Source organism: Dactylosporangium sp. CA-092794 (genome assembly GCF_050948465.1).
Classification (GTDB): Bacteria; Actinomycetota; Actinomycetes; order Mycobacteriales; family Micromonosporaceae; genus Dactylosporangium.
The window spans coordinates 8,565,639-8,589,423 of sequence record NZ_CP192044.1 but is presented as its reverse complement, the minus strand read 5'-3'; the positions used below and the strand labels follow the sequence as shown (position 1 = coordinate 8,589,423).

At 73.2% G+C, this 23,785-nt stretch carries 24 protein-coding genes; 12 read left to right on the top strand and 12 right to left on the bottom strand.

What is annotated here, in order from left to right; genetic code table 11:
- Positions 1 to 80: 80 nt before the first annotated feature.
- Genes ACQPXD_RS36905 through ACQPXD_RS36890 form a run of 4 tightly spaced genes read right to left on the bottom strand, consistent with a single transcriptional unit; the run spans position 81 to position 4,025 of the window.
- The gene (locus tag ACQPXD_RS36905; protein WP_432826318.1) at positions 81 to 815 is read right to left on the bottom strand and encodes a cysteine hydrolase family protein; all 735 of its coding nucleotides are present in this window, start codon (positions 813 to 815) and stop codon (positions 81 to 83) included.
- Positions 815 to 2,425, bottom strand: coding sequence for a gamma-glutamyltransferase family protein (locus ACQPXD_RS36900; RefSeq protein WP_432826316.1), 1,611 nt, complete (start codon positions 2,423 to 2,425; stop codon positions 815 to 817). Before ACQPXD_RS36900 ends, ACQPXD_RS36905 begins: the two co-directional genes overlap by 1 nt.
- Positions 2,425 to 2,607, bottom strand: coding sequence for a hypothetical protein (locus ACQPXD_RS36895; protein WP_432826314.1), 183 nt, complete (start codon positions 2,605 to 2,607; stop codon positions 2,425 to 2,427). Before ACQPXD_RS36895 ends, ACQPXD_RS36900 begins: the two co-directional genes overlap by 1 nt.
- Positions 2,604 to 4,025: an amidase gene (locus tag ACQPXD_RS36890; protein ID WP_432826312.1), complete on the bottom strand. Its 1,422-nt coding sequence runs from the start codon at positions 4,023 to 4,025 to the stop codon at positions 2,604 to 2,606. The genes ACQPXD_RS36895 and ACQPXD_RS36890 overlap by 4 nt, the downstream gene beginning before the upstream one ends.
- A gap of 246 nt (positions 4,026 to 4,271) precedes the next feature.
- Here ACQPXD_RS36890 and ACQPXD_RS36885 point away from each other — a divergent pair, with 246 nt between their 5' ends.
- From ACQPXD_RS36885 to ACQPXD_RS36865, 5 genes are all read left to right on the top strand, one after another.
- A complete protein-coding gene (locus tag ACQPXD_RS36885) occupies positions 4,272 to 5,555 on the top strand; it encodes an aromatic ring-hydroxylating oxygenase subunit alpha (protein WP_432826310.1) in 1,284 nt (427 codons plus the stop codon).
- A gap of 113 nt (positions 5,556 to 5,668) precedes the next feature.
- Entirely contained in the window at positions 5,669 to 6,193 is a 525-nt protein-coding gene (locus ACQPXD_RS36880; protein WP_432826308.1) for an aromatic-ring-hydroxylating dioxygenase subunit beta, read from the top strand.
- An 18-nt stretch (positions 6,194 to 6,211) separates the two neighbouring features.
- On the top strand, positions 6,212 to 7,048 hold the full coding sequence (locus ACQPXD_RS36875) for an arylamine N-acetyltransferase (protein WP_432826306.1): 837 nt from the start codon (positions 6,212 to 6,214) through the stop codon (positions 7,046 to 7,048).
- 37 nt (positions 7,049 to 7,085) lie between these two features.
- Complete coding sequence (locus ACQPXD_RS36870) at positions 7,086 to 7,874, top strand: SDR family NAD(P)-dependent oxidoreductase (protein ID WP_432826304.1); 789 nt, start codon at positions 7,086 to 7,088, stop codon at positions 7,872 to 7,874.
- 26 nt (positions 7,875 to 7,900) lie between these two features.
- The gene (locus ACQPXD_RS36865; RefSeq protein ID WP_432826302.1) at positions 7,901 to 8,911 is read left to right on the top strand and encodes a LacI family DNA-binding transcriptional regulator; all 1,011 of its coding nucleotides are present in this window, start codon (positions 7,901 to 7,903) and stop codon (positions 8,909 to 8,911) included.
- A 6-nt stretch (positions 8,912 to 8,917) separates the two neighbouring features.
- Here ACQPXD_RS36865 and ACQPXD_RS36860 read toward each other — a convergent pair whose 3' ends face one another.
- The 6 genes from ACQPXD_RS36860 to ACQPXD_RS36835 all read right to left on the bottom strand — a co-directional run bounded on the left by ACQPXD_RS36860 (position 8,918) and on the right by ACQPXD_RS36835 (position 15,765).
- The gene (locus ACQPXD_RS36860) at positions 8,918 to 10,402 is read right to left on the bottom strand and encodes an FGGY-family carbohydrate kinase (protein WP_432826300.1); all 1,485 of its coding nucleotides are present in this window, start codon (positions 10,400 to 10,402) and stop codon (positions 8,918 to 8,920) included.
- A gap of 19 nt (positions 10,403 to 10,421) precedes the next feature.
- A complete protein-coding gene (locus tag ACQPXD_RS36855; protein ID WP_432826298.1) occupies positions 10,422 to 11,204 on the bottom strand; it encodes a BtpA/SgcQ family protein in 783 nt (260 codons plus the stop codon).
- A gap of 383 nt (positions 11,205 to 11,587) precedes the next feature.
- Complete coding sequence (locus ACQPXD_RS36850; RefSeq protein WP_432826296.1) at positions 11,588 to 12,391, bottom strand: HpcH/HpaI aldolase/citrate lyase family protein; 804 nt, start codon at positions 12,389 to 12,391, stop codon at positions 11,588 to 11,590.
- A complete protein-coding gene (locus tag ACQPXD_RS36845; protein WP_432826294.1) occupies positions 12,384 to 12,926 on the bottom strand; it encodes a MaoC family dehydratase in 543 nt (180 codons plus the stop codon). The genes ACQPXD_RS36850 and ACQPXD_RS36845 overlap by 8 nt, the downstream gene beginning before the upstream one ends.
- Entirely contained in the window at positions 12,923 to 14,554 is a 1,632-nt protein-coding gene (locus ACQPXD_RS36840) for a CocE/NonD family hydrolase (RefSeq protein WP_432826292.1), read from the bottom strand. The genes ACQPXD_RS36845 and ACQPXD_RS36840 overlap by 4 nt, the downstream gene beginning before the upstream one ends.
- The gene (locus ACQPXD_RS36835; RefSeq protein ID WP_432826290.1) at positions 14,551 to 15,765 is read right to left on the bottom strand and encodes a CaiB/BaiF CoA transferase family protein; all 1,215 of its coding nucleotides are present in this window, start codon (positions 15,763 to 15,765) and stop codon (positions 14,551 to 14,553) included. Before ACQPXD_RS36835 ends, ACQPXD_RS36840 begins: the two co-directional genes overlap by 4 nt.
- 68 nt (positions 15,766 to 15,833) lie before the next feature.
- Here ACQPXD_RS36835 and ACQPXD_RS36830 point away from each other — a divergent pair, with 68 nt between their 5' ends.
- The 5 genes from ACQPXD_RS36830 to ACQPXD_RS36810 all read left to right on the top strand — a co-directional run bounded on the left by ACQPXD_RS36830 (position 15,834) and on the right by ACQPXD_RS36810 (position 20,421).
- Entirely contained in the window at positions 15,834 to 16,631 is a 798-nt protein-coding gene (locus tag ACQPXD_RS36830) for an IclR family transcriptional regulator (protein WP_432826288.1), read from the top strand.
- An 809-nt stretch (positions 16,632 to 17,440) separates the two neighbouring features.
- Entirely contained in the window at positions 17,441 to 18,601 is a 1,161-nt protein-coding gene (locus ACQPXD_RS36825; RefSeq protein ID WP_432826286.1) for a cupin domain-containing protein, read from the top strand.
- Positions 18,598 to 19,437 (top strand): fumarylacetoacetate hydrolase family protein, encoded by an 840-nt coding sequence (locus ACQPXD_RS36820; protein ID WP_432826284.1) that lies wholly within the window; start codon positions 18,598 to 18,600, stop codon positions 19,435 to 19,437. Before ACQPXD_RS36825 ends, ACQPXD_RS36820 begins: the two co-directional genes overlap by 4 nt.
- Positions 19,434 to 20,144, top strand: coding sequence for a maleylpyruvate isomerase family mycothiol-dependent enzyme (locus ACQPXD_RS36815; protein WP_432826282.1), 711 nt, complete (start codon positions 19,434 to 19,436; stop codon positions 20,142 to 20,144). The genes ACQPXD_RS36820 and ACQPXD_RS36815 overlap by 4 nt, the downstream gene beginning before the upstream one ends.
- 82 nt (positions 20,145 to 20,226) lie before the next feature.
- A complete protein-coding gene (locus ACQPXD_RS36810; RefSeq protein WP_432826280.1) occupies positions 20,227 to 20,421 on the top strand; it encodes a hypothetical protein in 195 nt (64 codons plus the stop codon).
- Between the two features lie 4 nt (positions 20,422 to 20,425).
- Here ACQPXD_RS36810 and ACQPXD_RS36805 read toward each other — a convergent pair whose 3' ends face one another.
- Entirely contained in the window at positions 20,426 to 21,148 is a 723-nt protein-coding gene (locus ACQPXD_RS36805; RefSeq protein WP_432826278.1) for a YoaK family protein, read from the bottom strand.
- A 22-nt stretch (positions 21,149 to 21,170) separates the two neighbouring features.
- Positions 21,171 to 22,811, bottom strand: a complete 1,641-nt coding sequence (locus ACQPXD_RS36800) for a cation:proton antiporter (RefSeq protein ID WP_432826276.1) — start codon at positions 22,809 to 22,811, stop codon at positions 21,171 to 21,173.
- Between the two features lie 370 nt (positions 22,812 to 23,181).
- Here ACQPXD_RS36800 and ACQPXD_RS36795 point away from each other — a divergent pair, with 370 nt between their 5' ends.
- Together ACQPXD_RS36795 and ACQPXD_RS36790 are read left to right on the top strand one after the other, a co-directional pair.
- Complete coding sequence (locus ACQPXD_RS36795) at positions 23,182 to 23,364, top strand: hypothetical protein (protein ID WP_432826274.1); 183 nt, start codon at positions 23,182 to 23,184, stop codon at positions 23,362 to 23,364.
- Positions 23,365 to 23,456: 92 nt separating this feature from the next.
- Entirely contained in the window at positions 23,457 to 23,750 is a 294-nt protein-coding gene (locus ACQPXD_RS36790; RefSeq protein WP_432826272.1) for a putative quinol monooxygenase, read from the top strand.
- The last annotated feature ends 35 nt before the right edge of the window (positions 23,751 to 23,785 follow it).

The window sequence follows — 23,785 nt, the reverse complement described above, 5'->3', positions numbered from 1 at the left end:
ACGAGGTCATGCGACCATCGGGGTTTATCGGCGCCGTGCCGGGTCGGTGAACAGCGCGTAACGCGCGACGCCGCCAGGTCTCATGGCTCGCCCCCGATCGCGGCGCGCAGGTCGCGGCCGAGGCCGAGGTGGCCGTAGCACTCGCGCACGTTGTGCAGGGCCGCCCGGCGGCAGTAGCCGGGCGACGTGGTCGCGGTGCAGTCGGTCAGCAGGACGCACTCGTAGCCCAGGCAGGCCGCGTCGACCAGGGTGGCGAGCACGCACTGGTCGGTGTTGACCCCGGCGAAGAACAGCACGCCGATGTCCTGGGCGCGGAGCACGCCGTCGAGTTCGGTGTCGAAGAAGCCGCTGACCCGGTGCTTGCCGACGACGATGTCGGCAGCGCCGACCGGCAGCGCGTCGAGCACCCGGGCGCCCCAGCCGCCGCGCCCCATCGCGGGATGGCCGCGCCCGGCGACCGGTGCGCCGAGCCCGCCGCCCCCGGCCCGCCGGTAGGCGCGGCGCAGCCCCGCGGGCAGGTTCGCCGCGTCGGAGCGCACGGCCCAGTTCACCCAGATGACCCGGGCTCCGGCGCCACGCAGCGCGGCGGAGGTGGCGGCGATCGGCGCCACCAGTCCGGCGGCCGGGCGTATGTCGCCGCCGTACACGCCCGCCCAGCCCTCGGGATGGGCGCAGTCGTTGCTCATGTCGATCACCAGCAGCGCGCTGCGGGCGAGGTCGACCCGGATCGGCTCCGGCTCGGTGGCCAGCCGGACCACGCGGCCGGGCGGGCGCGACCCGGTCAGGTCGACCGTCCCGGTGCCGGCCGCCGTCATCACAGACCCCCGACCGCGCCGTTGCCGGCGCGGGGTTCGGTGGCGCCGGCGAGCACGCCGTCGGCGCCCACCTCGAGCAGGTGGGCGTGGCCGGCGTACGCCTCGGCGACCGGCAGCACCCGCACGGCGTGGCCGCGGGCGGTGAGCCCGCCGGTCCAGCCGGCCGGGGCGCCCCGCTCCAGCAGCACGGTGGTGCCCTGCGGGTGCTCCCACGTGTCGAAGCCGGTGCCGGTCGGCGCGCCGAGGCGGAAGCGCGGCGCGCCGACCGCCTCGCCCGGGGTCTGCCCGGCGTGCAGCAGCCGGGCCAGCAGCTGCAGGGTCACGTGCGGCTGCGCGTCGCCGCCGGCGGAGCCGAGGACCGCGCGCAGCCCGCCGCCCGGGCGGGTCAGCAGCGCGGGGGAGAGGGTGTGCGGCGGGCGGCGGCCCGGGCCCCACTCGGCCGGGTCCCCCGGGCGCAGGCTGAAGCCGACCCCGCGGTTGTGCAGCTCGATGCCGGTGGACGGCTCGAAGACGGTGGAGCCGAAGTTGGCCGCGTTGGACTGGATCAGCGAGACGCCCAGCCGGTCGCCGTCGATCACGCACAGCTGCGTGGTGTCGCCGGCGGCGGCGCGCAGCCCGATCGGCGCGCGGCGGTGCGCGTCGACCAGCCCGGCCCGGCGGGCGACCTCGGCGTCGGCGAGCAGCGGGCCGACGTCGGCGTGCTCGTGCAGGACCGACGGCCGGTCGTGGCCGGCCGCCACCGCCGCCTCGACCAGCAGGTGCGCCCAGGCCGCCTCGTCGGGGTCGGCGGGCAGCGGCAGCCTGGCCGCGACGGCGGCGCCGAGCAGCGTGAGGTAGCCCTGGGAGTTCGGCGGCACGCTCCACAGCCGCGCGCCCCACACCGTCACGCCCAGCGGCTCCACCCAGTCCGCCTGGCCGCGGGCCAGGTCGGCCGGGCTGAACAGTCCGGCACCCAGGGCGAGCAGTCCTTCGCCGAAGGTACCGCCGTAGAAGGCGTCGCGGCCGTGCGCCGCGATGGCCCGCAGTGTTTGCGCGTGGCCGGGGCGGCGCAGCAGCGTGCCGGCCCGCCGCGGCGCCTCCCGCAGCGCCGCCGGCGCGTGCCGCAGGTCGCCGGTCTCGTCGAGCTCGCCCATCGCCCGGGCCAGGGTGGCCGACATCGGGAAGCCCGCCTCGGCCAGTTCCACCGCCGGGCCGAAGACCTCCGCCAGGGGGAGCCGCCCGAAGCGTCCGTGCAGGGCCAGCCAGCCGTCCACGCAGCCCGGCACGGTCACGGTGCGGATGTCGCCGCGCATCGGCATGCTGCGGTGCCCCTCGGCCCGCATCCGTTGCGCGTCGGCGCCCGAGCCGGCCCGCCCGGAGGCGTTGAGCGCCGCCGGCCGCTCCTCGCCGTCGCGGTGCACGAGGGCGAAGAGGTCGCCGCCGAGGCCGCACTTCTCCGGAGAGGTGACCGCGAGCACCGCCGCGGCGGCGACGGCCGCGTCGGCGGCGCTGCCACCGGCCCGCAGCGCCGCCACGCCGGCGCCGGTGGCGAGGTGATCCGTGGTGGTCACCATCGCCCGGCGGGCGTGGAAGGTCGGCGTGGCCGGGATCTCGGCGGACGGCACCGGCATCAGTGCCCGCCCGCGAGATCGCTGTCGGGTTCCCCGGCGAGCGCGCGGTCGCACAGCGCCGCCCGCTCGCGCATCGAGAGCATGGTCTGCGTGAGTTCGTCGATCTCCTCGGCCGAGCAGGGCAGCCCCTGCGCGGCGAGCTGCTCGGCGACGCCGGCCCGCACGACGTCCGGCGCGTTCATGCCGGCACCGCCGCGCTGCTCGGCGCCGGGCGCAGCGGCGGCACGGCGAGGTGGTGGTCGGTGCGCGCCTGGAAGGCCGCGCCGGCGTGCAGGACCAGGGCGTCGGCCCCGTGGGCGCCCGCGATCTGCAGGCCCAGCGGTAGCCCGGCCGCGTTGAGCCCCATCGGTACCGACAGGGCGGGGTTGCCGACCACGTCCCAGTAGGGCGTGTAGATGGTCGAGGTGATGAGGTGGCGCAGGTCCGCCCCGTAGAGAGCGGCGATCGGGGGCGCGCCGGTGGCGGTGGTCGGCATGACGATGAGATCCACGCCGGCGAACAGGGCGGCGAGGCGCCGCTGGGCGAGCACCGCCACCCGGCGGGCCTGCACGTAGTCGGCGGCGCCGATGACCGCGCCCGCGGCGATCTGCAGCCGGGTCTGGCGGCCGTAGTCGCTCCATCGCTCGCGCAGGTTCTCCCGGTGGTAGCTGTACCCCTCCACCGGCGTGATGAGCATGGCCGCCTCGGCCGCGGTGTCGTACAGCGGCAGCTCCACCTCGCTCAGCCGCGCACCGGCGTCGGCGAGCACGGCGAGCGCCTCGTCGAAGCGCTGCCGCACGGCGGGCTCGACCACCTCGGAGGTCAGGTGGTGGGCGCGCTCGACGCCGATCCGCAGCCCGGTGAGGTCACCGGGCGCCCGCTCGGCGTGGCCGGCCGGGGCCGGCAGGCCGTCGGCGAGCGTCTCCAGCAGCAGCGCGCAGTCGGCGGCGGAGCGGGCCAGCGGGCCGAGGTGGTCCAGGGTGAACGCCCACGGGATCATGCCCTCGGTGGGCACCAGCCCGTAGCTGGGCTTGATCCCGCTGACCCCGCACCAGGCGGCGGGACAGCGGATGCTGCCGCCGGTGTCGGTACCCAGGCCGCCGAGGAACAGGCCGGCGGCGAGCCCGGCGCCCGCGCCCGAGCTCGATCCGCCGGCCCAGTTGGCGAGGTTCCAGGGGTTCGCGCTGACCGGCGTACCGTCGCGTTCGTCGGGCATGCCGCAGGCGAACTCCATGGTGAGGGACTTGCCCAGGACGATCGCGCCGGCGGCGCGCAGGCGGGCCACGGCGAGGGCGTCGCCGGGATGCCACCGCGGCGACCAGGCGTTGCCGCCGCCTCGGGTGGGGCCCTCCTCGACGGCGATGACGTCCTTGACCGCGATCGGGACGCCCTGCAGCGGCGAGCGCACCACCCCGGCGGCCCGGTCGGCATCGGCCCGTGCGGCGGCGGCGAGCGCCTGCCGCGGGTAGACCTCGACGAGGGCCCGGACCGCGTCGTTGTGCCGATCGATGCGGGCCAGGAATGCCTCGGTCAGCTCGACGCTGCTGATCTCGCCGTCCCGCAGCGCGGCCGCCGCGCCGGTGATCGTCCGGTACGGCGCCGCGTCCGTCTCGTTGCCCACTTGAGCCGTCCCTTCCTGCGCCGCGCTGCGGCGGAGGGGTACCAAAAACGTTTCGCTGAATCTCGCGCCGCGACCGCGCGACGTCAATCTCCGCGGGGTCAACTCTGCGTTACAGCACCGTTCCGGCACCGGACATAGTCGGCGCAAAGCCTCATCCCGCACCGGCGCGCCGTTGACAGCACGGCTCGGCCGACTCAGGCTGTCGTCCTGAGCGAATCGTTTTTGTACCTCCCGTAAGGCGGCGGCATGACGCAACTCAACCCGGCCCGGCTGGTCGAGGCGACCCGGGTGCACCGGCTGGCCTACGTGGACCCGGGGATCTTCGCGCTGGAGCTGGACCGGGTCTACGGCGCGGGCTGGGTCTACCTGGCGCACGACAGCCAGCTGCCCGAGCCGGACACGTTCGTGCGGTCCTGGCTGGGCACCCGGCCGCTGCTGGTCACCCGCGGCCGGGACGGCGCGGTGCACGCGTTGCTCAACCGATGCCGCCACCGCGCGGTCACCCTGGCCACCCGCGACTGCGGCAGCGCCACCTCGTTCCGCTGCGAATACCACGGCTGGACCTACCGCAACACCGGCGAACTGACCGGCGTTCCCTATCCGCGCGGGTACGGCGACGCACTGGACAAGAGCGCGCTCGGCCTGGGCAAGCTGCGGGTCGAACGCAGCCACGGCTTCATCTTCGGCACCCTCGCCGCGGATCCGCAGCCGCTGCCGGAGTACCTCGGCCCGGCCGCCGACGCACTGGCCGAGTGGAGCGCCCGCTCGCCGACCGGCCGCATCCGGCTGCGCCACGGCGCCCGGCGGGTGCTGGTCGAGGCGAACTGGAAGGTGGTGTGGGACAACGCCGCGGACGGCTACCACCCGGCGTTCACCCACCGCTCGCTGCTGGAGGTCGCCAACCGGCACCGGGAAGGTCTCTCGCTGTCACACTTCGACGGCGACCCGGACGACCTGCCGATGCGCACGTACGACTACGGCAACGGCCACGCGTTGCTCGACCAGCGCCCGAGCCTCGGCGGCGGGCTGTGGTCGCACGCCAAGCCGGTGCCGGGCGTCGAGGCCGCGGTCGCCGCGCTGCGGGAGCGCTACGGCGACGAGGCGGAGCGCTGGCTGGAGCTCGCCCCGCCGGGCGGGATGAACCTCTCGGTCTTTCCCAACCTGCTGGTGAACGCGAACTTCGTGACCACCCTGCAGCCGTTGAGCCCGCAGCGCAGCGTCATGCACGAGCACGCGGTGACCCTCGACGGCGTGCCGGCCGAGGTGAACTGGCTGCGGCTGCGCTTCTGCGAGGACTTCGTCAACTTCGGCGAGCCCGACGACATCGAGATGTGGGAACGGGCGCAGCACGGCTACGCCGCCGCCGAGATGGAGTGGAACGACATCTCCCGGGGCAGCACCGGCGAGCGAGCGGAGCCGCGCGCGGACGGCGGGACGACCGTGCGGGTCACCGACGAGGCGCCGATCCGCTCGTACTGGCGGCTCTGGCAGCGGCAGATGTCGGCCGACACCGCCCTCGTGCCGGCATGAGCACGCCGCCAGGCGGTTCTTGGCACCGCGGAGTCGCAGGGAGGCGCGCCAGCGCCGAGCGAGTCGTCCGGGAGGAACGGTCGGCGAGTGACGCGGACCCGGGCCCCGCAAATATGGAAACCCGGCTCGGGCCCGGCACGGTGCTCACCCGCGGCCTCGGCCCCGTCACCGACCCGGCGCTGGCCTGGGAGTGCGCCTGCCTGCTCGCCTACGAGGCGCGGCTGCTGGAGGAGCGGCGTTTCGACGAATGGCTGGAGCTGTACACCGACGACTGCCTGCACTGGGTGCCCACCGACCCGGACCGGGGCGCCGACGAGCAGCTCGCGATCTCCTACGAGGACCGGCGCCGGCTCACCGACCGGGTGGTGTGGCTCAAGTCCGCGTACCTGCATGCCCAGTCGCCGCCGTCGCGCACGGTGCGGCAGGTGTCCAATGTGGAGGCTTGGGAGCTCGACGGCGTCCGGCTGGTCCAGTCCACGCTGAACCTGGCCGAGCTGCGCGACGACCGGATGCGGCATTGGATCGCCCGGGTCGAGCACCACCTGGTGCCGGTCGCGGGCGCCTGGCGCATCCGCCGCAAGACGGTCCTGCTGCTCAACTGCGACAAGCCCGTCGGCAATATCGCGTTCGCCTTCTGAACCGGCGCAAGGAGCCCGATGTCCCTGTTCGACGCCGACGAGGCGGACCTGTCGCGAATCGCGGCCCGCCTGGCGCTGCCCGCACGCCTGCCGGCCGGCCTCGACGGGCTCGGCCTGCTGTACCGGGCCTGGTGCCGCACGGTTCCGTTCGACAACGTCCGCAAACGGCTGTTCTTCGCCGCGGGCGGGCGCGGCGAGGTGCCCGGCAGCGACGCCGGGCGCTTCCTGCGCGACTTCCTCGCCGGGGGTACCGGCGGCACCTGTTGGGCGAGCACCTACGGGCTGGTCGCGCTGGCCCGCTGGTACGGGTTCGCGGCCCGGCTGGTGACCGGCGTGATGCTCACCGACCCGGGGGTGCGGCCCAACCACGCCAGCACCGCGGTCACGCTGGACGGCGAGGTGTACCTGGTGGACAGCTCGATGCTCTTCGAGACCCCGCTGCGCCTGGCCGACGCGCCCGTCCGGCACGACGATCCGCTGCACCCGGTGCGCGCCCGGCGCTCCGGCGCGGACACCTGGGTCGTCGAGTGGCTGCCCGGGCACCACCGCGGCGACTTCGTCGGCTGCGAGATCAGCCTGGCCGAGGTGGCGCCGGAGCGGGTGCGGGCCTGGCACGAGCGCACCCGCGGGTACAGCCTGTTCAACGACCAGCTCTTCGTGCGCCGCAACCGGGACGGCGGCATCGACTCCTACGGCCGGGGCAAGCTGGTCAGCGTCGACGCCACCGGCGCGGTGCGGACCACGCCGGTGCCCGCGCGGGAGCGGGACGCGCTGCTCGCGGCGCGCTTCGGCCTGGCGCCGGCGGTGCTCGCGGCGCTGCCCGCCGACCGCGCGGCGGGCCCCGCGTTCCTGTGACCACCCACCCCGACGACGCACCACCGATTGGAGCCCTGTGTCCGCCTCTTCGCCGCCGTTCGCGGCCCGCCACGCCCTCGTCACCGGCGCCGGATCCGGCATCGGCGCCGCCATCGCCCGCGAGCTCGCCGCTCGCGGTGCCGCGGTCACCGTCACCGACATCGACGGCGGCCTCGCCGCCGGGGTGGCCAAGGCCATCCGCGACGAGGGCGGAACCGCGGTGCCGCTGGCCTGCGACGTGCGCGACGCGGCGTCGGTGCGGGAGGCCGCCGACGGTGCCGAGGCCGCGCTGGGGCCGCTGGACGTCTGGGTCTCCAACGCCGGGGTCTCCTCGATGCACCGCTTCGGCGACATCCCGCTCGCCGACTGGCAGCACAATCTCGACGTCAACGCCACCGGGGTGTTCATCTGCGGGCAGGTCGCCGCGGCGCGGCTGCGCCGCCCCGGGGTCATCGTCAACGTCGCGAGCATGGCCGGCAAGCAGGGGCGGGTGCCCTACCTCGCGCATTACGTCGCCTCGAAGTTCGCGGTGGTCGGGCTGACCCAGGCGATGGCGTACGAGCTGGGCCCGTCCGGCCTGCGGGTCAACGCCGTGTGCCCCGGCTACGTCAGCACCGGCATGCAGGACCGCGAGCTGGTCTGGGAGGCCGGGCTGCGCGGCACCGACGAGGCCGCGGTGCGCGCCGCGATGATCGCCGACACCCCGCTCGGCCGGCTGGAGCAGCCCGTGGACGTGGCCCGCGCGGTCGCCTTCCTCTGCGGCGCCGACGCCGCCTTCATCACCGGCGAGGCGTTGGCCGTCAACGGCGGGGCGTTCATGGACTAGGATCGGCACGGTCGAAGGAGCCATTGATGCGCAGCGTGGTAACCATCCGTGACGTCGCTGAGCTGGCCGGCGTCAGCGTGTCGACCGTCAGCAACGCCCTGTCCGGGCAGCGGGTCGTCTCCCAGGTGACCCGGCAGCGCATCCAGGACGCCGCTCAGCAACTGGGCTACCGCCCCAACACCGCGGCCCACTCGCTGCGCACCGGGGTTCACCACGCGATCGGCTTGGTGGTCCCCGACGTCACCAACCCGTTCTTCGCCGAGATCGCCCACGGCGCGGAGACCGCGGCCAACGCCCTGGGCTGGTCGGTCTATCTCGGCAACACCGAGCTTGACGAGGACCGCGAGGACAACTACCTGCGCCGGCTGGCCACCGCCTCGGACGGGATCCTGTTCTTTCCGACCTCCAACACCGGCAGCCGCATGACGCAGATCCAGTCCCTTGTGGACAACGACGTGCAGATGGTCATCTGCGACGAGCGCATCCGCGTCGCCGGCACCGGCGGGGTCTTCTCGGACAACGTCGCCGGAGGCCGGCTGGCCGCCGCCCACCTGACCGCCCGCGGCGCGCGGCGCTGCGCGATGATCACCGGGCCGGAGACGCTGCCGACCTCGAACGAGCGGCGGAAGGGCTACGGCGCCGGACTGCGCGCCGCCGGCCGGAGCCTGCCCGCCGAGCGCGTCATCCACGCGCCGTACACCATCGAGGGCGGTCAGAGCGCCACGGCGGAGCTGCTGCGCCGCGACGCGCGCATCGACGCGATCTTCGCCGCCGACGACCTGCAGGCGGTCGGCGCCCTGGAGGGTCTCGCCGCCGCCGGCCGGGCGGTCCCGGACGACGTGCTGGTCTGCGGCTTCGACGGGATCGCCTGGGGAGCGCTGGTGCGCCCGTCGCTGACCACCGTCGCGCAGCAGTCGCAGCAGATCGGCGCCGAGGCGGCCCGGCTGCTGCTGCAGATGGTCACGATGGAGGCGTCCCCGCGCGAGATCGTGCTCCCGGTCGAGCTCCTGGAGCGCGACAGCACCCGCCGCGCCTGACGCCGGCTACCAGGCCTGCGCGGCCAGGTCGTGGGAGATCGGGGCCAGGGCTTCGCGCAGCGCGCCGTAGCGCTCGTAGTGCGCGCGCAGCACGCGGTGCGCCGCCGGACTCGGCGCGAAGACCTCGTCCACCCGGGCCAGCCGGCGCACCGCCTCGGCCGGATCCAGCAGCCCGACGGCGCCCGCGGTGAGCAGCGCGGCACCCCAGCTCGACCCGGGGTGCGCGGCGATCGAGCCGAGCGGACGATCCAGCGTGTCGGCGAGGGTCTGCTTCCACAGCGCGGAGCGGGAGCCGCCGTTGGTCACCCGGACCTCGTCCACGGCGATGCCCCGTTCGGCGAACACCTCGACGTGGTGGGCGAAGCCGAACGCGACCGCCTCCACCAGGGCCCGGTAGAGGTGCGCCCGGGTGTGCCCCAGGTGCAGCCCGACGAAGGCGCCGCGGGCCAGCGGGTCCATGACCGGCGTCTTCTCGCCGAGGAAGTAGGGCAGCGCCAGCACGCCGCCCGCACCCGGCCCCACCGCGTCGGCGTCGGCGTCCAGCGCGCCGAGAGCCCGGCCGCCGGCCAGCTCCCGCTGGAACCACCGCAGCGTCGCGCCGGAGGTGGCCATGCACCCGTTGGGCATCCAGTAGCCGGGCAGCGGATGGCGGTCGAGGTACAGGCGCGGGTCGAACACCGGCGCCGCGCTCACCGCGAGGATGTCCCCGGCACCGCCGAGCTTGAGCAGGGTGTCGCCGGGCGCGAGCAGGCCGGCGGCGAAGGCCGACACCACGTGGTCGGCGTAGCCGGCGGTGACCGGTACGCCGGCCGGCAGTCCCAGCTGCGCCGCGACGTCGGCGCGCAGCGACCCGACGACAGCGCCGCTGGGGCGGATCGGCGGCAGCAGCGCGGGGTCCAGGCCGGCCGCGGCGCAGATGTCCGCCTGCCATCCGCTGTCGTAGCCGGCCAGCCCGCTCTCCAGCGCCCAGTTCTCGTCGGCCACCCGCTCGCCGGTCAGCCGCGCGATCACCCAGCCGTACGAGCCGAGCAGCGTCACACAGTCCGCGGCGACCCGCGGGCGGTGCCGCGCCAGCCAGTGCCACTTCGGCCCGATGCTCTGCGCCGTGACGGCGCTGCCGGTGCGGGCGAGCGCGTCCGGCACCGCCCGGGCGAGCTCGTCGATCTCCGCGACCGCCCGCGCGTCGTTCTGCTGGATCGAGGGATGCAGCACCCGCAGGCCCGCGTCCACCGCGACGAGCGTCGGTACCATGCCGCTCACGCCGATGCCGGCGACGTCACGCCCGTCGGACCCGGCGGCGGCGAGGACCTCGGCGACGGTCTCGGCCACGTGCGACCACCACTGATGCGGGTCCATCTCGGCGTGGCCCGGTGCGGGCGAGTCCACCCGGGCGGCGCGGGCGGCGCCGGCGACCACGGCCCCCGACCCGTCGACCAGCACGGTCTTGGTGGCGGTGGTACCGAGGTCGATGCCGATCGTGTACGCGGGCATAGGCGCTGACGGTCCGCGATCAGCGCGCCGCGGCCGCGGCGTCGACGAAGCGGGCGACCCGGTCCGGGTCCACCGCGTTCCACGTGTTGCCGTCCACTTTCAGGTCGCTGCCGACGATGACGCCGTCGGCGACGCCGAGGAAGCCCGCGACGGTAGCGGCCTTGACCCCCGTGTTGACGTACACCCGCTGCCGCGCGCCGACCGCCTCCTTCGCCTCGGCGACCGCGGAGACGTCCGGCTGCACCCCGGCCATCGGGCCCGACACCAGGATCACCTCGGGCATGCTGCTCTGCACCACCGAACGGGCCACCATGCCCAGCGGCCGGGCGGACAGCCGCGCGGCGTACTCCGGCGTGATGTTGAACCACAGCTCCACGTCCCGCGCGTCGAGGTAGCGGCGATCCCGGCCCAGCTGTCCGGCGCCGGGCTGCCAGAGTCCCATGTCGGACTCGTACGCGCCGGTGACCACCTCCCGCATGAACGCGGCGCCCGTGCCGGCGGCCAGGCCCAGCGTGGCGCGCGGATCCCACAGCACGTTCACCCCGAACGGCCGGTCCAGCGGCGTCACCCGCCCGATCACGAACGCCATCGCGGCGACGATCTCCGAGCCGGCCCGCAGCTGGTAGGGCCGGTCGCCCTCGTTGCAGAACATCACGGCGTCGATCCCGTCGACCAGGAGGTACTCGAGGTCGCGGGCCACCGCGTCGTAGATCCCCGCGACGCCTGCGGCCGCGTCGTAGTCCGGCGTGCCGGGCAGCGGCGGAAAGTGCACCATCGCCACGACGGGCTTGCGATCGAACATTCGGCAACTCCCACCAAAAACGTTTTTCTCCGAGGCGGACGCTACCGGCCACGACGAACCTTTGGCAACGCACGACTGACCGTTGTGGCCCCTTCGCCGAGATTGTTGATCCGCCGGAAACCATCGGGTGGCAGCCTGCCGCCGCCGCGCGGCCGGGGCGGATGAAAGTCTCCGTGATCATGCGCAACCCGGCATCGACACCAACGGTTTTTCATGATCACGGAATGTTGATGTACCCCCGTGTACCGAAAGTCTCCGGGATCATGGCAAACCCGCGGTGCGGCCACCGCGGGCATCATGATCACGGAGAAATACGTCCGCCCGCCCCGCGCCGATCTTCGGTCGCTGCGCTGTGCTGGCCGGCGTGCAACGCCCGAGGGGTGCTAGCGGACGACGGCCCGGGCGAGGATGCGTCGGGCCTGGCGCAGGACGGGTTCGTCGATCATCCGGCCGTCGAGGGTGAAGGCGTCGCCGCCGGACGCCGATGCGGCGAGCACGCGGTTGGCCCAGTGCAGCTCTTCGCTGGTGGGGGCGTAGGCGGCACGGACGATCGGTACCTGGCTGGGATGGATGCAGGCCTTGGCACCGAAGCCGCTCGCGGCCGCATCGATCGACTCGTCGTTCAGTCCGTCGAGGTCGGGGATGTCGAGGTAGACCGCGTCGATGGCGAGCTTGCCCGCGGCGCCGGCCGCGAGCAGCACGCTGCTGCGGGCGTGGCGCGCGACGTCCCGGTAGCGTCCGCCCGGGAACCGGCTGGAGGTGCCGCCGAGGGCCGCGATGAGGTCTTCGGCGCCCCACATCAGGGCCTCCACGTTGCCGGTGGCCGCGATCGCGCCGGCGTTGCGTACCCCCGCGGGAGTCTCGCACAGCGCCACAACCCGCAGCGGCGCCAGAGCCCGCGCGTCGGCGGCCGACTCGGTCTTCGCGAGCATCACCGTGGTGTAGGACGTCTCGTTGAGGGCGGCAAGGTCGAGGTCGTGATCCGGCGATCCGGCCGGGTTGATCCGCACCACCGTCCGGTCCGGGTCGAGTCGCTGTTCGGCGAGGGCCCGTCGGGCCGCGGGGCGGTCGCCGGGGCCGACGGCGTCCTCGAGGTCGAGGATCACCACGTCGGCGCGGTCGGCCGCCTTGGCGAACCGGCCGGGTTTGTTGGCCGGGCAGAACAGCCAGGCGACTCCCTCAGGCATCGGCTCCCTCGCCTCCGGGAGCGACCGGCCGTGCGGCGGGCGATCGCAGCATCATGACCTGTCGTGTCGCGACCGCCACCACCGTTCCGTGCTGGTTGCGGCCGGTGTGCTCGAGGGTCACGACGCCGGCCCCGGGGCGGGAGCGGGAGACTCGCCTGTCCACGACAATGCTTTCGCCGTAGAGGGTGTCTCCGTGGAACATCGGGGCGGGGAACCGGACGTCGCTGAACCCGAGGTTGGCCACGATGGTGCCGCGGGTGAGGTGGGCGACGGAGAGTCCGACCAGGGTGGCCAGCGTGAACATGCTGTTGATCAGTTGCCGCCCGAAGGGCTGGGTCGCGCTGTAGGCCGCATCGAGGTGGAGGGCTTGCGGGTTCATCGACAGGGTGCTGAACAAGACGTTGTCGTACTCGGTCATGGTGCGGCCGGGGCGGTGCTCGTAGGTGACCCCGAGGTCGAGCTCGTCGAACCAGAGCCCGCGTTGCTCGACCCTGGGCCGCTCCGGCGGCTGGTTCCGGACCGGTGTGCTGCTCACGGGTTCTCCTCGGTGTAGAGGTCGAGGAGGACTCTCGAAGCGCGGTCGCCGCCCAGGTGCACCGTCTGGGTGGCGGGGAACAGTCGCATGGTCGTCGCGGGCGACTCGGTGCCGCCCGGGTTGCGCGCGTACATCGGGTGGGCGCCGCTGGAGACCTGGATCCGGATGGCGTGGCCGGCGTCGATCCGGTGCGCGACGGGACCGAGGTCGACCTCGATCTCGACGGGCTCGTCCCCGGCCAGCCGCGGCGTGTGCGGGATGCGAGTGATGCCGTCGACGACGTTCATGCTGGTCCCGTCCGGGTGGACGTCGGTGATGCGGACGAAGAAGTCGGCGGTGGGCTCGGTGGAGTTGACGAAGAGCCGCGCTCGTACCGCCCCCACGATCGTGACCGCCTGGTCGAACGCCTCGGCGGTGTAGACGAGCACGTCGGGCCGGGCCTCGAGGGCACGGTTGTCGGTGGGCAGGGCCGCGTCCGGGCCGCCGAAGCTGGAGATCCCGACCGATGGCGTGGGGTCGCCCGGGTCGTAGGTGTAGGTGTCGGCCGCCGCGTCCGCATCGGCTACGGAGGCGGCGGCCCGGCCCGCGCTCAGGTACAGGGTGGTGGATGTGGAGCCGGCCGGCGGCCACCCCGGCGCCTCGACCCAGCCGCGATCCGGGGTGACGTAGAGCCGCACGGAGAGCTTCGCGTCCGCGGGGACGGCGTGCCGGTGGCGGTCGAACCAGCGCCGCGTCTCCTCGTTGACCACGTGCGGATCCGTTCCGATGTGGAACCAGGGGCCCATCACCAGGCGGGTATCGGCGTGTGGCCGGGACCGCAGCGTCTGGTAGTCCTGCCACATGTAGCGGCGGTGGTAGTCGTACCAGCCGTCGATGAGCAGAACGGGCACGTCGAGGCCGGACAGCAGGTCGCTGAAGTTGAGCGGGGCCCAGTGGGGGTCGTCGCCGCCGTAGCGCAGGCGCTCGCGGTAGAACGGGATGACGGCGCCGCCGAGCGCGACGTCGGCCTCCTGGAGGGGGAGGTGATTGAACGCGGCGTCGATCCCTTCGGTGGGCGAGGCGGCGGTCAGGGCACGCCGTTCCGGCTTGTCCTCCGCGCTGGCCTGGCTCGCCGACCAGGGGAGCGCGATGTCGAGGCCGAATGTTCCGCCGGGGTACCAGGAGGAGACGCGGTCGGCGCTGTAGATCTGCACCGACATGGCGCGCAGCGATGCCGGGCGGTTCGAAGCCGTTGCCCAGGCGGTGAACCCGAGGTAGCTGGCGCCGTGCAGGAACAGGGACCCGTCGAACCAGGGGGCGCGCTCGATCCAGGCCGCCGTGTCGGCGCCGTCGCCGGCCTCGGCGAAGTAGGAACTGGTGCCCCGGCAGTCCTGGAGCACGAGGCGGTAGCCGTGGGAGGCCCAGTAGACGCCGTCGTTGTGCCAGTTGCCGCGGCCGTAGGGCGTCCGCATCAGGATGGCCGGGCCCCGCTCCGCGCCGGCCGGGTGGAAGACGTCGGTGCTGAGCGCAGTCCCGTCGCGGGTGCTGACCTCGGCCGTCTCGTGCAGCACGTTGTGCTCGCCGAGACCGCCCATCGCATGCTCGGCGGCCGCCCGGAGCTCGTCGTCGATCGTGTCTGCCGCGGTCATGCGACCACTCCTTGCCGGCGCCACCGGTCTCGGGTGGCCGCATCGATGTCCAGTTCGTCGAGGACGGCGTCGGTGTGCTCACCGAGCCGCGGCGGCGGGTTCCGGGTCGCGCCACGCCCGCCGTCGAGGCTGACCGGCACGGGTACGAGGCGCAGGCCGGGAACGGCGGGATGCGGGTAGGGGACCAGCATGCCGAGGGCGTCGAGCTGGGGGTCGGCCGCCAGGTCGGCCACGGTCCGCACGCGGCTGCACGGGATGCCACGCTTGGTCAGCAGCCGCTCCCACGCGGCCGCGGTACGCAGCAGGAAAGCGGGCGCGAGCAGGGCGCGCAGTTCGCCGCGGTGGCGTACCCGTGCGGGATTGGTCGCGAATCGGGCGTCGCCGCCGATGGCGGGCAGCCCGAGCTCGGCGATCAAGCCGGCGAACAGGCCGTCGTTGGCGGCGGCGACCAGGAGATCGCCGTCGGCGGTGGGGAAGGTCTCGTAGGGCGCGATGAACGGGGTACCCGTGCCTTGCCGGCCGGGCGGTTGCCCGGTCGCGAGGTAGCCCACCAGGTGGTAGCTCATCCACCAGGTCGCGGTCTCGAACAGGCTGGTCTGAATGTGGGAGCCCGCACCGGTGGCGTCGCGCTGCATGAGCGCTGCCTGGATGCCGATCGAAGCCCACAGCGCGGCGCCGAGGTCGATGGCTCCGATGCCGACCCGCGCGGGAGGCTCCTCGGGGTACCCCGTCAGGTCCATGATCCCGGTGTCGGCCTGCAGGACCGGGTCGTAGCCGGGTCGGTGGCGCTTGGGTCCCCGATCACCGTAGGCGCTGATGGAGCAGTAGATCAGGCGCGGGGCCGCCGTCCGCAGCGTCTGGGCGTCCAACCCGCGCTGGCGCAGCGAACCGGGACGGAAGCTCTCGACAAGGACGTCGGCCCCTCGAAGCAGGCGCCGAACCAGGTCCTGTCCCTCGGGCCGGTTCAGGTCGACCGCGATGCTGCGTTTGTTGCGGTTGGCCGAGAGGAACGTGGCGCTCTCGCCGTTCCACGACGGCGGCTGCCATCCGCGCGTGTCGTCGCCCGTGCCCGGCCGCTCGATCTTGATCACATCGGCGCCCAGGTCCGCCAGCAGCATGGTGCAGAAGGGGCCGGCGAGATTCCGGGTCAGGTCGACAACCCGCACCCCACTGAGCGCGTGGGATAGTTGTGGTTCGAGGCGAAAGGTCATAGGTCCTCCGTCGCTAGTACGGAACGATCGTACGCTTCAGCGGGACGCGGTCAAGGGTGGGAGTGCTGGTGCCGGCAAGCGAAGGCGCACGACGCGAGCGCAATCCGATCGCGGCGGTGGTGCGGCTCCTGGGCGCGCTCGCCGAGCACGACGACCCGACGGCCGGGGTGCGCGAACTGGCCAGGATGCTCGAGACCGCACCGAGCTCGGTGCAGCGGACCCTGGAGGCGGCGCAGGAGGTGAGCCTCGTCGCCGTCGCCGAGAACGGCCAGTGGGAGCTGGGATGGGAGCTGTACCGCATCGCCGCGATCGCCCAGTCCAAGCGTCCGTACCAGGCCGCGGCGGCGGTCCTGGAGTCGTTGGCCAGGCAGACCTCGGAAACGGCGCTGCTGACCGTCTACGACCCCCAGCGGCGAGCCCGGATGTTCGTCGCGGCGTCCCCGAGCCGGCACAGCGTCCGATTCGTTCCCGACCTCTTCACCTGGATGCCGGCCTATGCCGGGGCAAGCGCGACGGCCATTCTCGCCTTCAGGCCCGAATCCGAGCAGGACGCCGTGTACGCCACGGCCGACACGTTCTCCGCGTTCGCGGCCGCACCGGACAAAAGCGATTTCAGAGCCGCACTCCAGGAGATTCGCGAGCGCGGCTTCGCGGTCAGCCACGATGAGGTCAACCTCGGCGCCAGCGCCGTGGCCGCACCGGTCAGGTCGTCCTCGGGCGTCACCTCGAGCGTGGCCGTCATCGCCCCCAAGCAGCGCTTCGACTCGGTTCCTCAGGAGCCGATCATCAAGAGCGTCATGGAAGCCGCGGACGCCGTCGGCCGCCGCATCGGCGATCCCCTCGCGCCCCTCGACGTCGTCGCATAGCCATCACGAGGCGAGGGTACGGTCGGTCCATTCGACGAGCAGCAGCGTCGTGTCGAGAGCCGCGACAGCACTGACATCGTGATGGGGCGGGAGGGGGCAGAACCGGGACGGGCCCATGCAGGCGCCGCCTTCCCCGGCTTGTGCCCGGCGTCCTGCAATGATCAGGCGGACTCGCTCCGAGTCCTCTGCCGGCAGGTCGAGCGCGGTCCCAGCGGCGACTCGTAACAGTCGCGCGCGACTGGCCGGGCCGCCAGCGGGGGCGGGAACTGGGTACAGCTCCGTTCGGAGGACATCCGCGTCCGGACCCCCGGGCCTCGGCCGCCGCGGAGCACGGCGCAGCGACCGGAAGTCTCCGCGATCATGCACTCCCCGCCGCCGACACCAACGGTTTTTCATGATCACGGAGCGCTGATGTACCCCCGTGTACCGAAAGTCTCCGGGATCATGGCAAACCCGGGGTGCGGCCACCACGTACGTCATGATCACGGAGACATACGTCCGCCCCGCCCCGCGCCGCCCCGGGGTCGGCGCCGGGCGCTGGAGGTGCAGTACGCAGACATCCCGCCCGAGCGTTCCCCGCTGGCCTACCCTCTGGTCCCCGCCGACCTGGCCCGGACGCCGATCCCGCTGCATCCGGCCTTTTCGTTGCCGCTGTCCGGCCGGGGCGAGGCGTTGGGCGACCCCGGGCGGGGCGTACACCCCGCCATCGACCTGGCGGCGTACGGCTGGGAGGAACGGCGTCAGGCGGCCGGGTTCTGGCTTGCAGAATTTCAATGTCTTCTGGAAAGGCGGCGTCCACGCTAGCCCGTATGACCATTCCCGCAACGCCGGCGCCCTCACCCGTGCGGCTGAGGGCCGTCGCCGCCGCCGACCAGCCCGACGTGACGCCCGCGCTCGAACAGCTCTACCGCGGCTTCGAGCGGGAGCTACTCGTTCCGCTGTGGACGGAGATCGGCGATCTCATGCCCGCCCACCCGCGGTCGAAGGCCGTCGGCCACGTCTGGAAATGGGACCGGCTCCTGGCCCTCGCGGAGCGGGCCGGCGGCCTCGTTCCGGTCGGCCGCGGCGGCGAGCGTCGCGCGATCGCTCTGGCGAACCCGGCGCTGAACGGCCGTCCCTTCGCCACCCCGACGTTGTGGGCCGCGATCCAGTACCTGTTGCCGGGCGAGGACGCGCCCGAGCACCGGCACACCCAGCACGCCTTCCGCTTCGTCGTCGAGGGCGAAGGCGTCTGGACGGTCGTGGACGGCGACCCCGTGCCGATGCGCCGCGGCGACTTCCTGCCGCAGGCCGGCTGGAACTGGCACGCGCACCACAACGCCACCGCCGAGCCGATGGCGTGGATCGACGGTCTTGACATCCCGCTGCAGTACCTCACCGAGGTCCAGTTCTTTGAATTCGGCCGCGACAAGCTCAGCGACGCCGAGCACGCCACGCCGGAGCGGTCCCGCGCCGAGCGGCTGTGGGGGCACCCGGGCCTGCGGCCGGTCTCCGCCGGCGCCCCGGCGCCGGGCTCGCCGCTGCTGGCCTACCGCTGGGAGCACACCAACCGGGCGCTGAGCGAGCAACTCGCGATCGAGGACGAGGGCTTCGGCGGGACCGTGGAGCCCGGCCACGCCGCCGTGCGCTTCACCAACCCCGCCACCGGAGGCGACGCCCTGCCGACCATCCGCGCCGAGATGCACCGCATCACCAGCGGGACGCAGACCGCACCCGTCCGCGAGACCGGTTCGTCGGTGTACCAGGTCTTCGACGGGTCCGGCACCGTCACCGTCGGCGACCGGACCTGGTCGGTGACCCGCGGCGACCTGTTCGTGGTCCCGTCATGGGAGCCGTTCTCGGCCCGGTCCGAGGCGGGGCGCGACGATTCCGACTCCGGTGCGCTGGACCTGTTCCGGTTCGGTGACGCACCGGTCTTCGAGGCGCTGCATCTGCACCGCTCCCACGTCGGCGAGGGGGTGGCGCGATGAGGCTCGCCACGCTGCGCAGCGGCGGATCCACGCGCGCGGTACGCGTCGACGGCGACGTGCTGGTCGACCTCGGGTTCAGCGATGTCGGGGCGTTGCTGTCGCTGGAGGACTGGCAGGCGCGGGCGCATGCGATCACGGGCCGGACCTATCCGGCCGATGGCGCCGAGTTCGATCCCATCGTGCCGGCGCCGTCCAAAGTGGTGTGTGTGGGGCTGAACTACCGCAACCACATCCTGGAGATGGGCCGCGACCTGCCCGCGTATCCCACGCTGTTCGCCAAGTACGCCGACGCGCTCATCGGCGCCAGTGACGACATCGTGCGGCCGGAGGAGACCGGCGGGTTCGACTGGGAGGTGGAGCTGGCCCTCGTGATCGGCCGTCCGGCACGGCGGGTGCGGGGCGCGGCGGCCGAGCGGGCCATCGCCGGCTTCACCGTCCTCAACGACATCACCTGCCGGGACTGGCAGTTCCGCACCCGGGAGTGGTTGCAGGGCAAGACGTGGGACTCCACCACACCGGTCGGTCCGGTGCTGGTGACGCCCGACGAGCTGCCCGGCGGCGTACGACCCGCGCTGGACCTGCGACTGCTCGTCGACGGCGAGGTCATGCAGTCCGACTCGACCGGCGACCTGGTCTTCGACCCGGTGACGCTCGTCGAGTACGTCTCGACCATCGTCCGGCTCAACCCCGGCGACATCATCGCCACCGGTACTCCGGGCGGCGTCGGACAGGCCCGCACCCCGCAGCGGTTCCTCGTCGGGGGCGAAACGGTGGTCGCCGAGATCGATGGCATCGGGCGGCTGGAGAACCGGGTAGTGAAGGAGATCCCGGCATGACCGGACGCACGCCGGCCGGCGCGCTGCGGTGGATGAGCGACGGCACGGCGACGTTCCGCAAGGCGGTGGCCGAGGTCGAGGACCGGCTGGACGCGGCCGGCCCGTTGCCCGGCTGGACGCGCCGGCACATTGTCGCCCACGTCGCGGCGAACGCCGACGCGCTGGGCAACCTCGTCCACTGGGCGCGGACCGGCGAGCCGAGGCCGATGTACGCGTCGGCCTCGGCGCGCGCGGAGGACATCGAGCGGGGCAGCCGCCTGGCGACGCCCGAGCTCGTCGCCTGGTTGACCCGCTCCAGCGAGGCGCTCGAGGCGGGGATGCGCCGGCTGCGCGACGAACATTGGCAGACCCCCGTCGTCACCGCCACGGCCCGGACCGTCCCGGCGGCACACATTCCGTGGTTGCGCGCCCGGGAGGTGTGGGTGCACGCCGTCGATCTGGCCGCGGACGTCGGCTTCGCCGACCTGCCCACCGACTTCCTGACCGCGCTGTGCACCGACGTGGTCGCGCAGCGGGCCAACGCGCCCGGCCCGGCGCTGGTCCTGCGGGCCAGCGACACCGGCGACCGCTGGGAGCTCGCCGGGCACGGGACACCCGTCACCGCGGACGGGCCGTGCGCGCAGATCGCCGCGTACCTCACCGGACGCGCGCACGCCCTCACCACCGCCGGCGGCGGGCCCGCACCGGCGCTACCGGCCTGGCTGTAGCCGTGAAGGGGCCGGCACCCGAGAAGGCCGCAACGGCCGCCGGCACCGCCCGCTGGGACACGACGATGAGCTGCCCGAGCAGGTGCTCGGCAAGGACACCGACCCGCTCACCGGCCGGCTCGCCGCCGCTCAGATCATGGCGGTCTTCGCGGTACTCATGATGGACAACCACGAGCGCGTGCTCGCCGAGGGCAGCGCCGCGGCCGCGCTGCCCGGCGCCCTCGACGCCGCCAACCGAGCGTTCGACCAGCTGGAGCGGGGCCTCGCCGGCCTGTGAGGCATCAGCGCAAGGAATCCTGCGTGAGCTGCGGGGGAACCGCGGGCCGCGCCTGGTGGTGCACCGCGCCGACGGCGGTCGCCGCGGCGATCAGGACACCGGCCAGCAACAACGGCCAGCCCAGCTGCACCCTCAGCAGCAGCGCACCGATCGCCGCACCGGCCAGGATCAGCGCGACCGCCAACAGGCGGCGGGGCGTGCCGCTGCGCTTGCCGTTGCCGAACACGGAGTCGGCGGCGAGACCGGTGATCGTGGACGTGACGACCACGGTGGTCACGTCCTTGACCGCGACCTGGCGCGCCGCCGCGGCCTGGGTCCCCATCGCCACCGCCGCCAGGGTCGTCACGGTGATCATCACCACGTGGCCCGGCTCCCGGCCGATCGCCAGCAGCAGCCCGCCGAGCGCGCACATCATCGCGGCGACCAGGGCGAACAGCAGCGTGACACCCCGGCTCCAGGCAACCTTGGCGCGCTTGAGCACCCGGCCGCCCACGGCCGCGCCCGCCATGAAACCGACGAGGGCCAGCGCCGGGCCAAGGGTGGGCAGCCCGGTGCCGCCGGCGAGGGCCATGCCGAGGACAACCACATTGCCCGTCATGTTGCCGGTGAAGACCTTGTCGAGCCCGAGATAGCCCACCGCGTCGTTGATCCCGGTCGTGAGCGTCAGCACCAGCATGAGCCAGAGGTGGACGGTCTCGGCGGGCAGCGCGCGCAGGCGGTCGGTCACGGCACTGATCATGCCAGGTCGCTCAGCCCGGATCGGAGACGCTCACGTTCAGGGCATTCCCCAGCCGTGCCGGCAGGCCGCCCTTGAGCTCGATGGAGATTTGCTCGGCGTCGAGTGCGGCGAGGACCTCGCGCAGCGTCCGTGAGCTGTAGGCCCCGTGCCGGCGGGCGTCGAGCAGCGCGCGGCGCTGCATGTCGATGACGGCGAGGCGCAACTCGAACCGCTGCTCCTTGGCTTCCTGGAGCACCTGGTGGCGCCGCAGGTCGGAGGCCTGGGCGACGCTGCCGCGGATCGCGCGGACGAGGGTCCGGTCGTAAGGGCCGCCGGTCGGGCGGCGCAACTCGGGATCGTCGAGCACGGCGATGCCGGCGCGGTTCATCGCGGCGAGGAGGGCGGCACGCTCGGCCTCGGCCTCGGCCGCGTCCTGATCGACGACACCGAGCGTCGTGACGAGCCAGGGCAGGGTACCGCCCTGCAGCAGCAGGGTTCCCGCGGCGACGACGAACGCCACAAGGACCAGCATCGCCCGCTGCCGCGTGTCGCCGGGCAGCGTCTGCGCCGCCGCGAGGGTCACCGCGCCCCGCATGCCCGCCCAGACAATCACCGTCCGCTCCCTGGCGGTGAAGGGCTTGGACATGAGGTACTCCGGGGCGACGCGGTGCACCGCGCCGGCCGCCTTTCGCCGTGCCTGGGCTCCCAGCCCGAGCAGCAGGGCGGTGACGTGTGCGGCCCGCACCAGGATCACCGTCGCGGCGACCGCGGCACCGATCCAGGCGGCGGTCGCCATGCTGCCGCCGGCCTCGCGAAGGTTCTCGACGAGGCCGTCGACCTCGAGTCCCATCAGCAGGAAGATGCCGCCCTCGAGGAGCAGTTCGATCGTTCGCCAGTTCTGCTCGTCGGCGATGCGGTCCTGCGGGCGCAGGTAGCGAGCCAGCCCGTTGCCGGTGACCAGGCCCGCGGCCACGGCCGCGACCAGTCCCGATGCGCCGAACGCGTCGGCGGGGACGGACGCGACGAACGGGACCACGAAGGAGATCGCCGTACCGGCCACGGGGTGGCGCAAGGCCCGCCGGATCCGGAGGTTGAGCATCCCCACGATCGCGCCGATGACGACCGCTACCGCGACCGAGACGAGGAACCGCTCGGCCACGGCCCAGACGGAGACGACGCCGGCCGTCGCCGCGATCGCGGCGCGCAGCAGCACCAGCGCCGTCGCATCGTTCAGCAGGCTTTCGCCCTCGAGTACGGTCACGACCCTCGACGGCGCGCCCAGGTGCCGCACGATCGAGGTGGCAACCGCGTCGGTGGGACTGACGATCGCGCCGAGCGCGATGCCGGTGGCGAGTCCGATGCCCGGTATCAGCCAGGCGACGAGAAAGCCGACCGCCACCGAGCTGAGGACCACGAGCACGACGGACAGCGCACTGATCGCCCGGAAGTCGCGGCGGAAGTCCATCGACGGCATCGACACCGCCGAGGAGAACAGCAACGGCGGCAGCACGCCGCTGAGAACGATCTCGGGTTCGGCCGACACCGGCGGTACCCAGGGCAGAAAACTGACGGCGATGCCGATCACCACGAGCACCAGCGGCCCGGCCACGCCGACGCGGGGCGAGAAGGCGGTCACCGCGACGACGAGCACGACGGCGCCGACAGCGATCATCAGAGCTTGCACCCGGCACCTCACACAGCGCAGCACACGCGCCACGGGAGCCTGGGGTCGGCGACGAGGCGTTCCGACGCTTCACCTCGATGACCACACCGTAGCACCCCGGCGACGCGTCCGGCCTCAGGATCGAGGGCGTCATGGGCGTCGATGGCCGCCGGTTCGGGGGCACGGCGCCCCGGGGCGGACGGTGCGGATGTCGCACCATCCGATCTGCGCGGGGCGGGGCGGACGTATGTCTCCGTGATCATGCTGCACGTGGTGGCCGCACCCCGGGTTTGCCATGATCCCGGAGACTTTCGGTACACGGGGGTACATCAGCGCTCCGTGATCATGAAAAACCGTTGGTGTCGGCGGCGGGGAGTGTATGATCGCGGAGACTTCCGGCCGCTGCGCCGTGCTCCGCGGCGGCCGAGCCGAGCAGGTTGAGGCAGATGCGGCTGGCGACCGTGGTCTGTTCACCCGGGCGAGCGAGACCCTCCGCCTGTCGGGCATCGATCCGTCGGATTTTGAAACCACAGCAAGGATCCGCGAAGACGCAGACAGATGACTGATGAGCGCCGCCCCGCCACGCCGAAGAGTGGAGTGCAGCAGAAGTGAGCGGCGCTGGCATCGAGTGCCGCCGATCAAGGAGGCACTGCCATGACTGTCACCTACGGTGTCCACGGGACCGTGCACGCACACCCGGGGCGCGGCGACGAGTTGGTCGCCCTGCTGGTCGACCTGTACCACGATGAGTGCCCGGTCTTCCTGGTCACCCGCGGCATCGACGACCCGGACCTCATCTACGTCATCGAGGGCTGGACCAGCGAGGAGGCCCACACCAGGGTCGCCGAGGCCAAGGAGGCGGAGGTGTTCCTCGCCAAGTTCCGGCCGCTGGTGGCCGGCGAAGAGATCACCGTCGCGCTTCCCGTCGGCGGCCGGGCCAAGTTCTGAGCCCGGTCGGCGTTCTGGCCGGATCGGGCAGGATC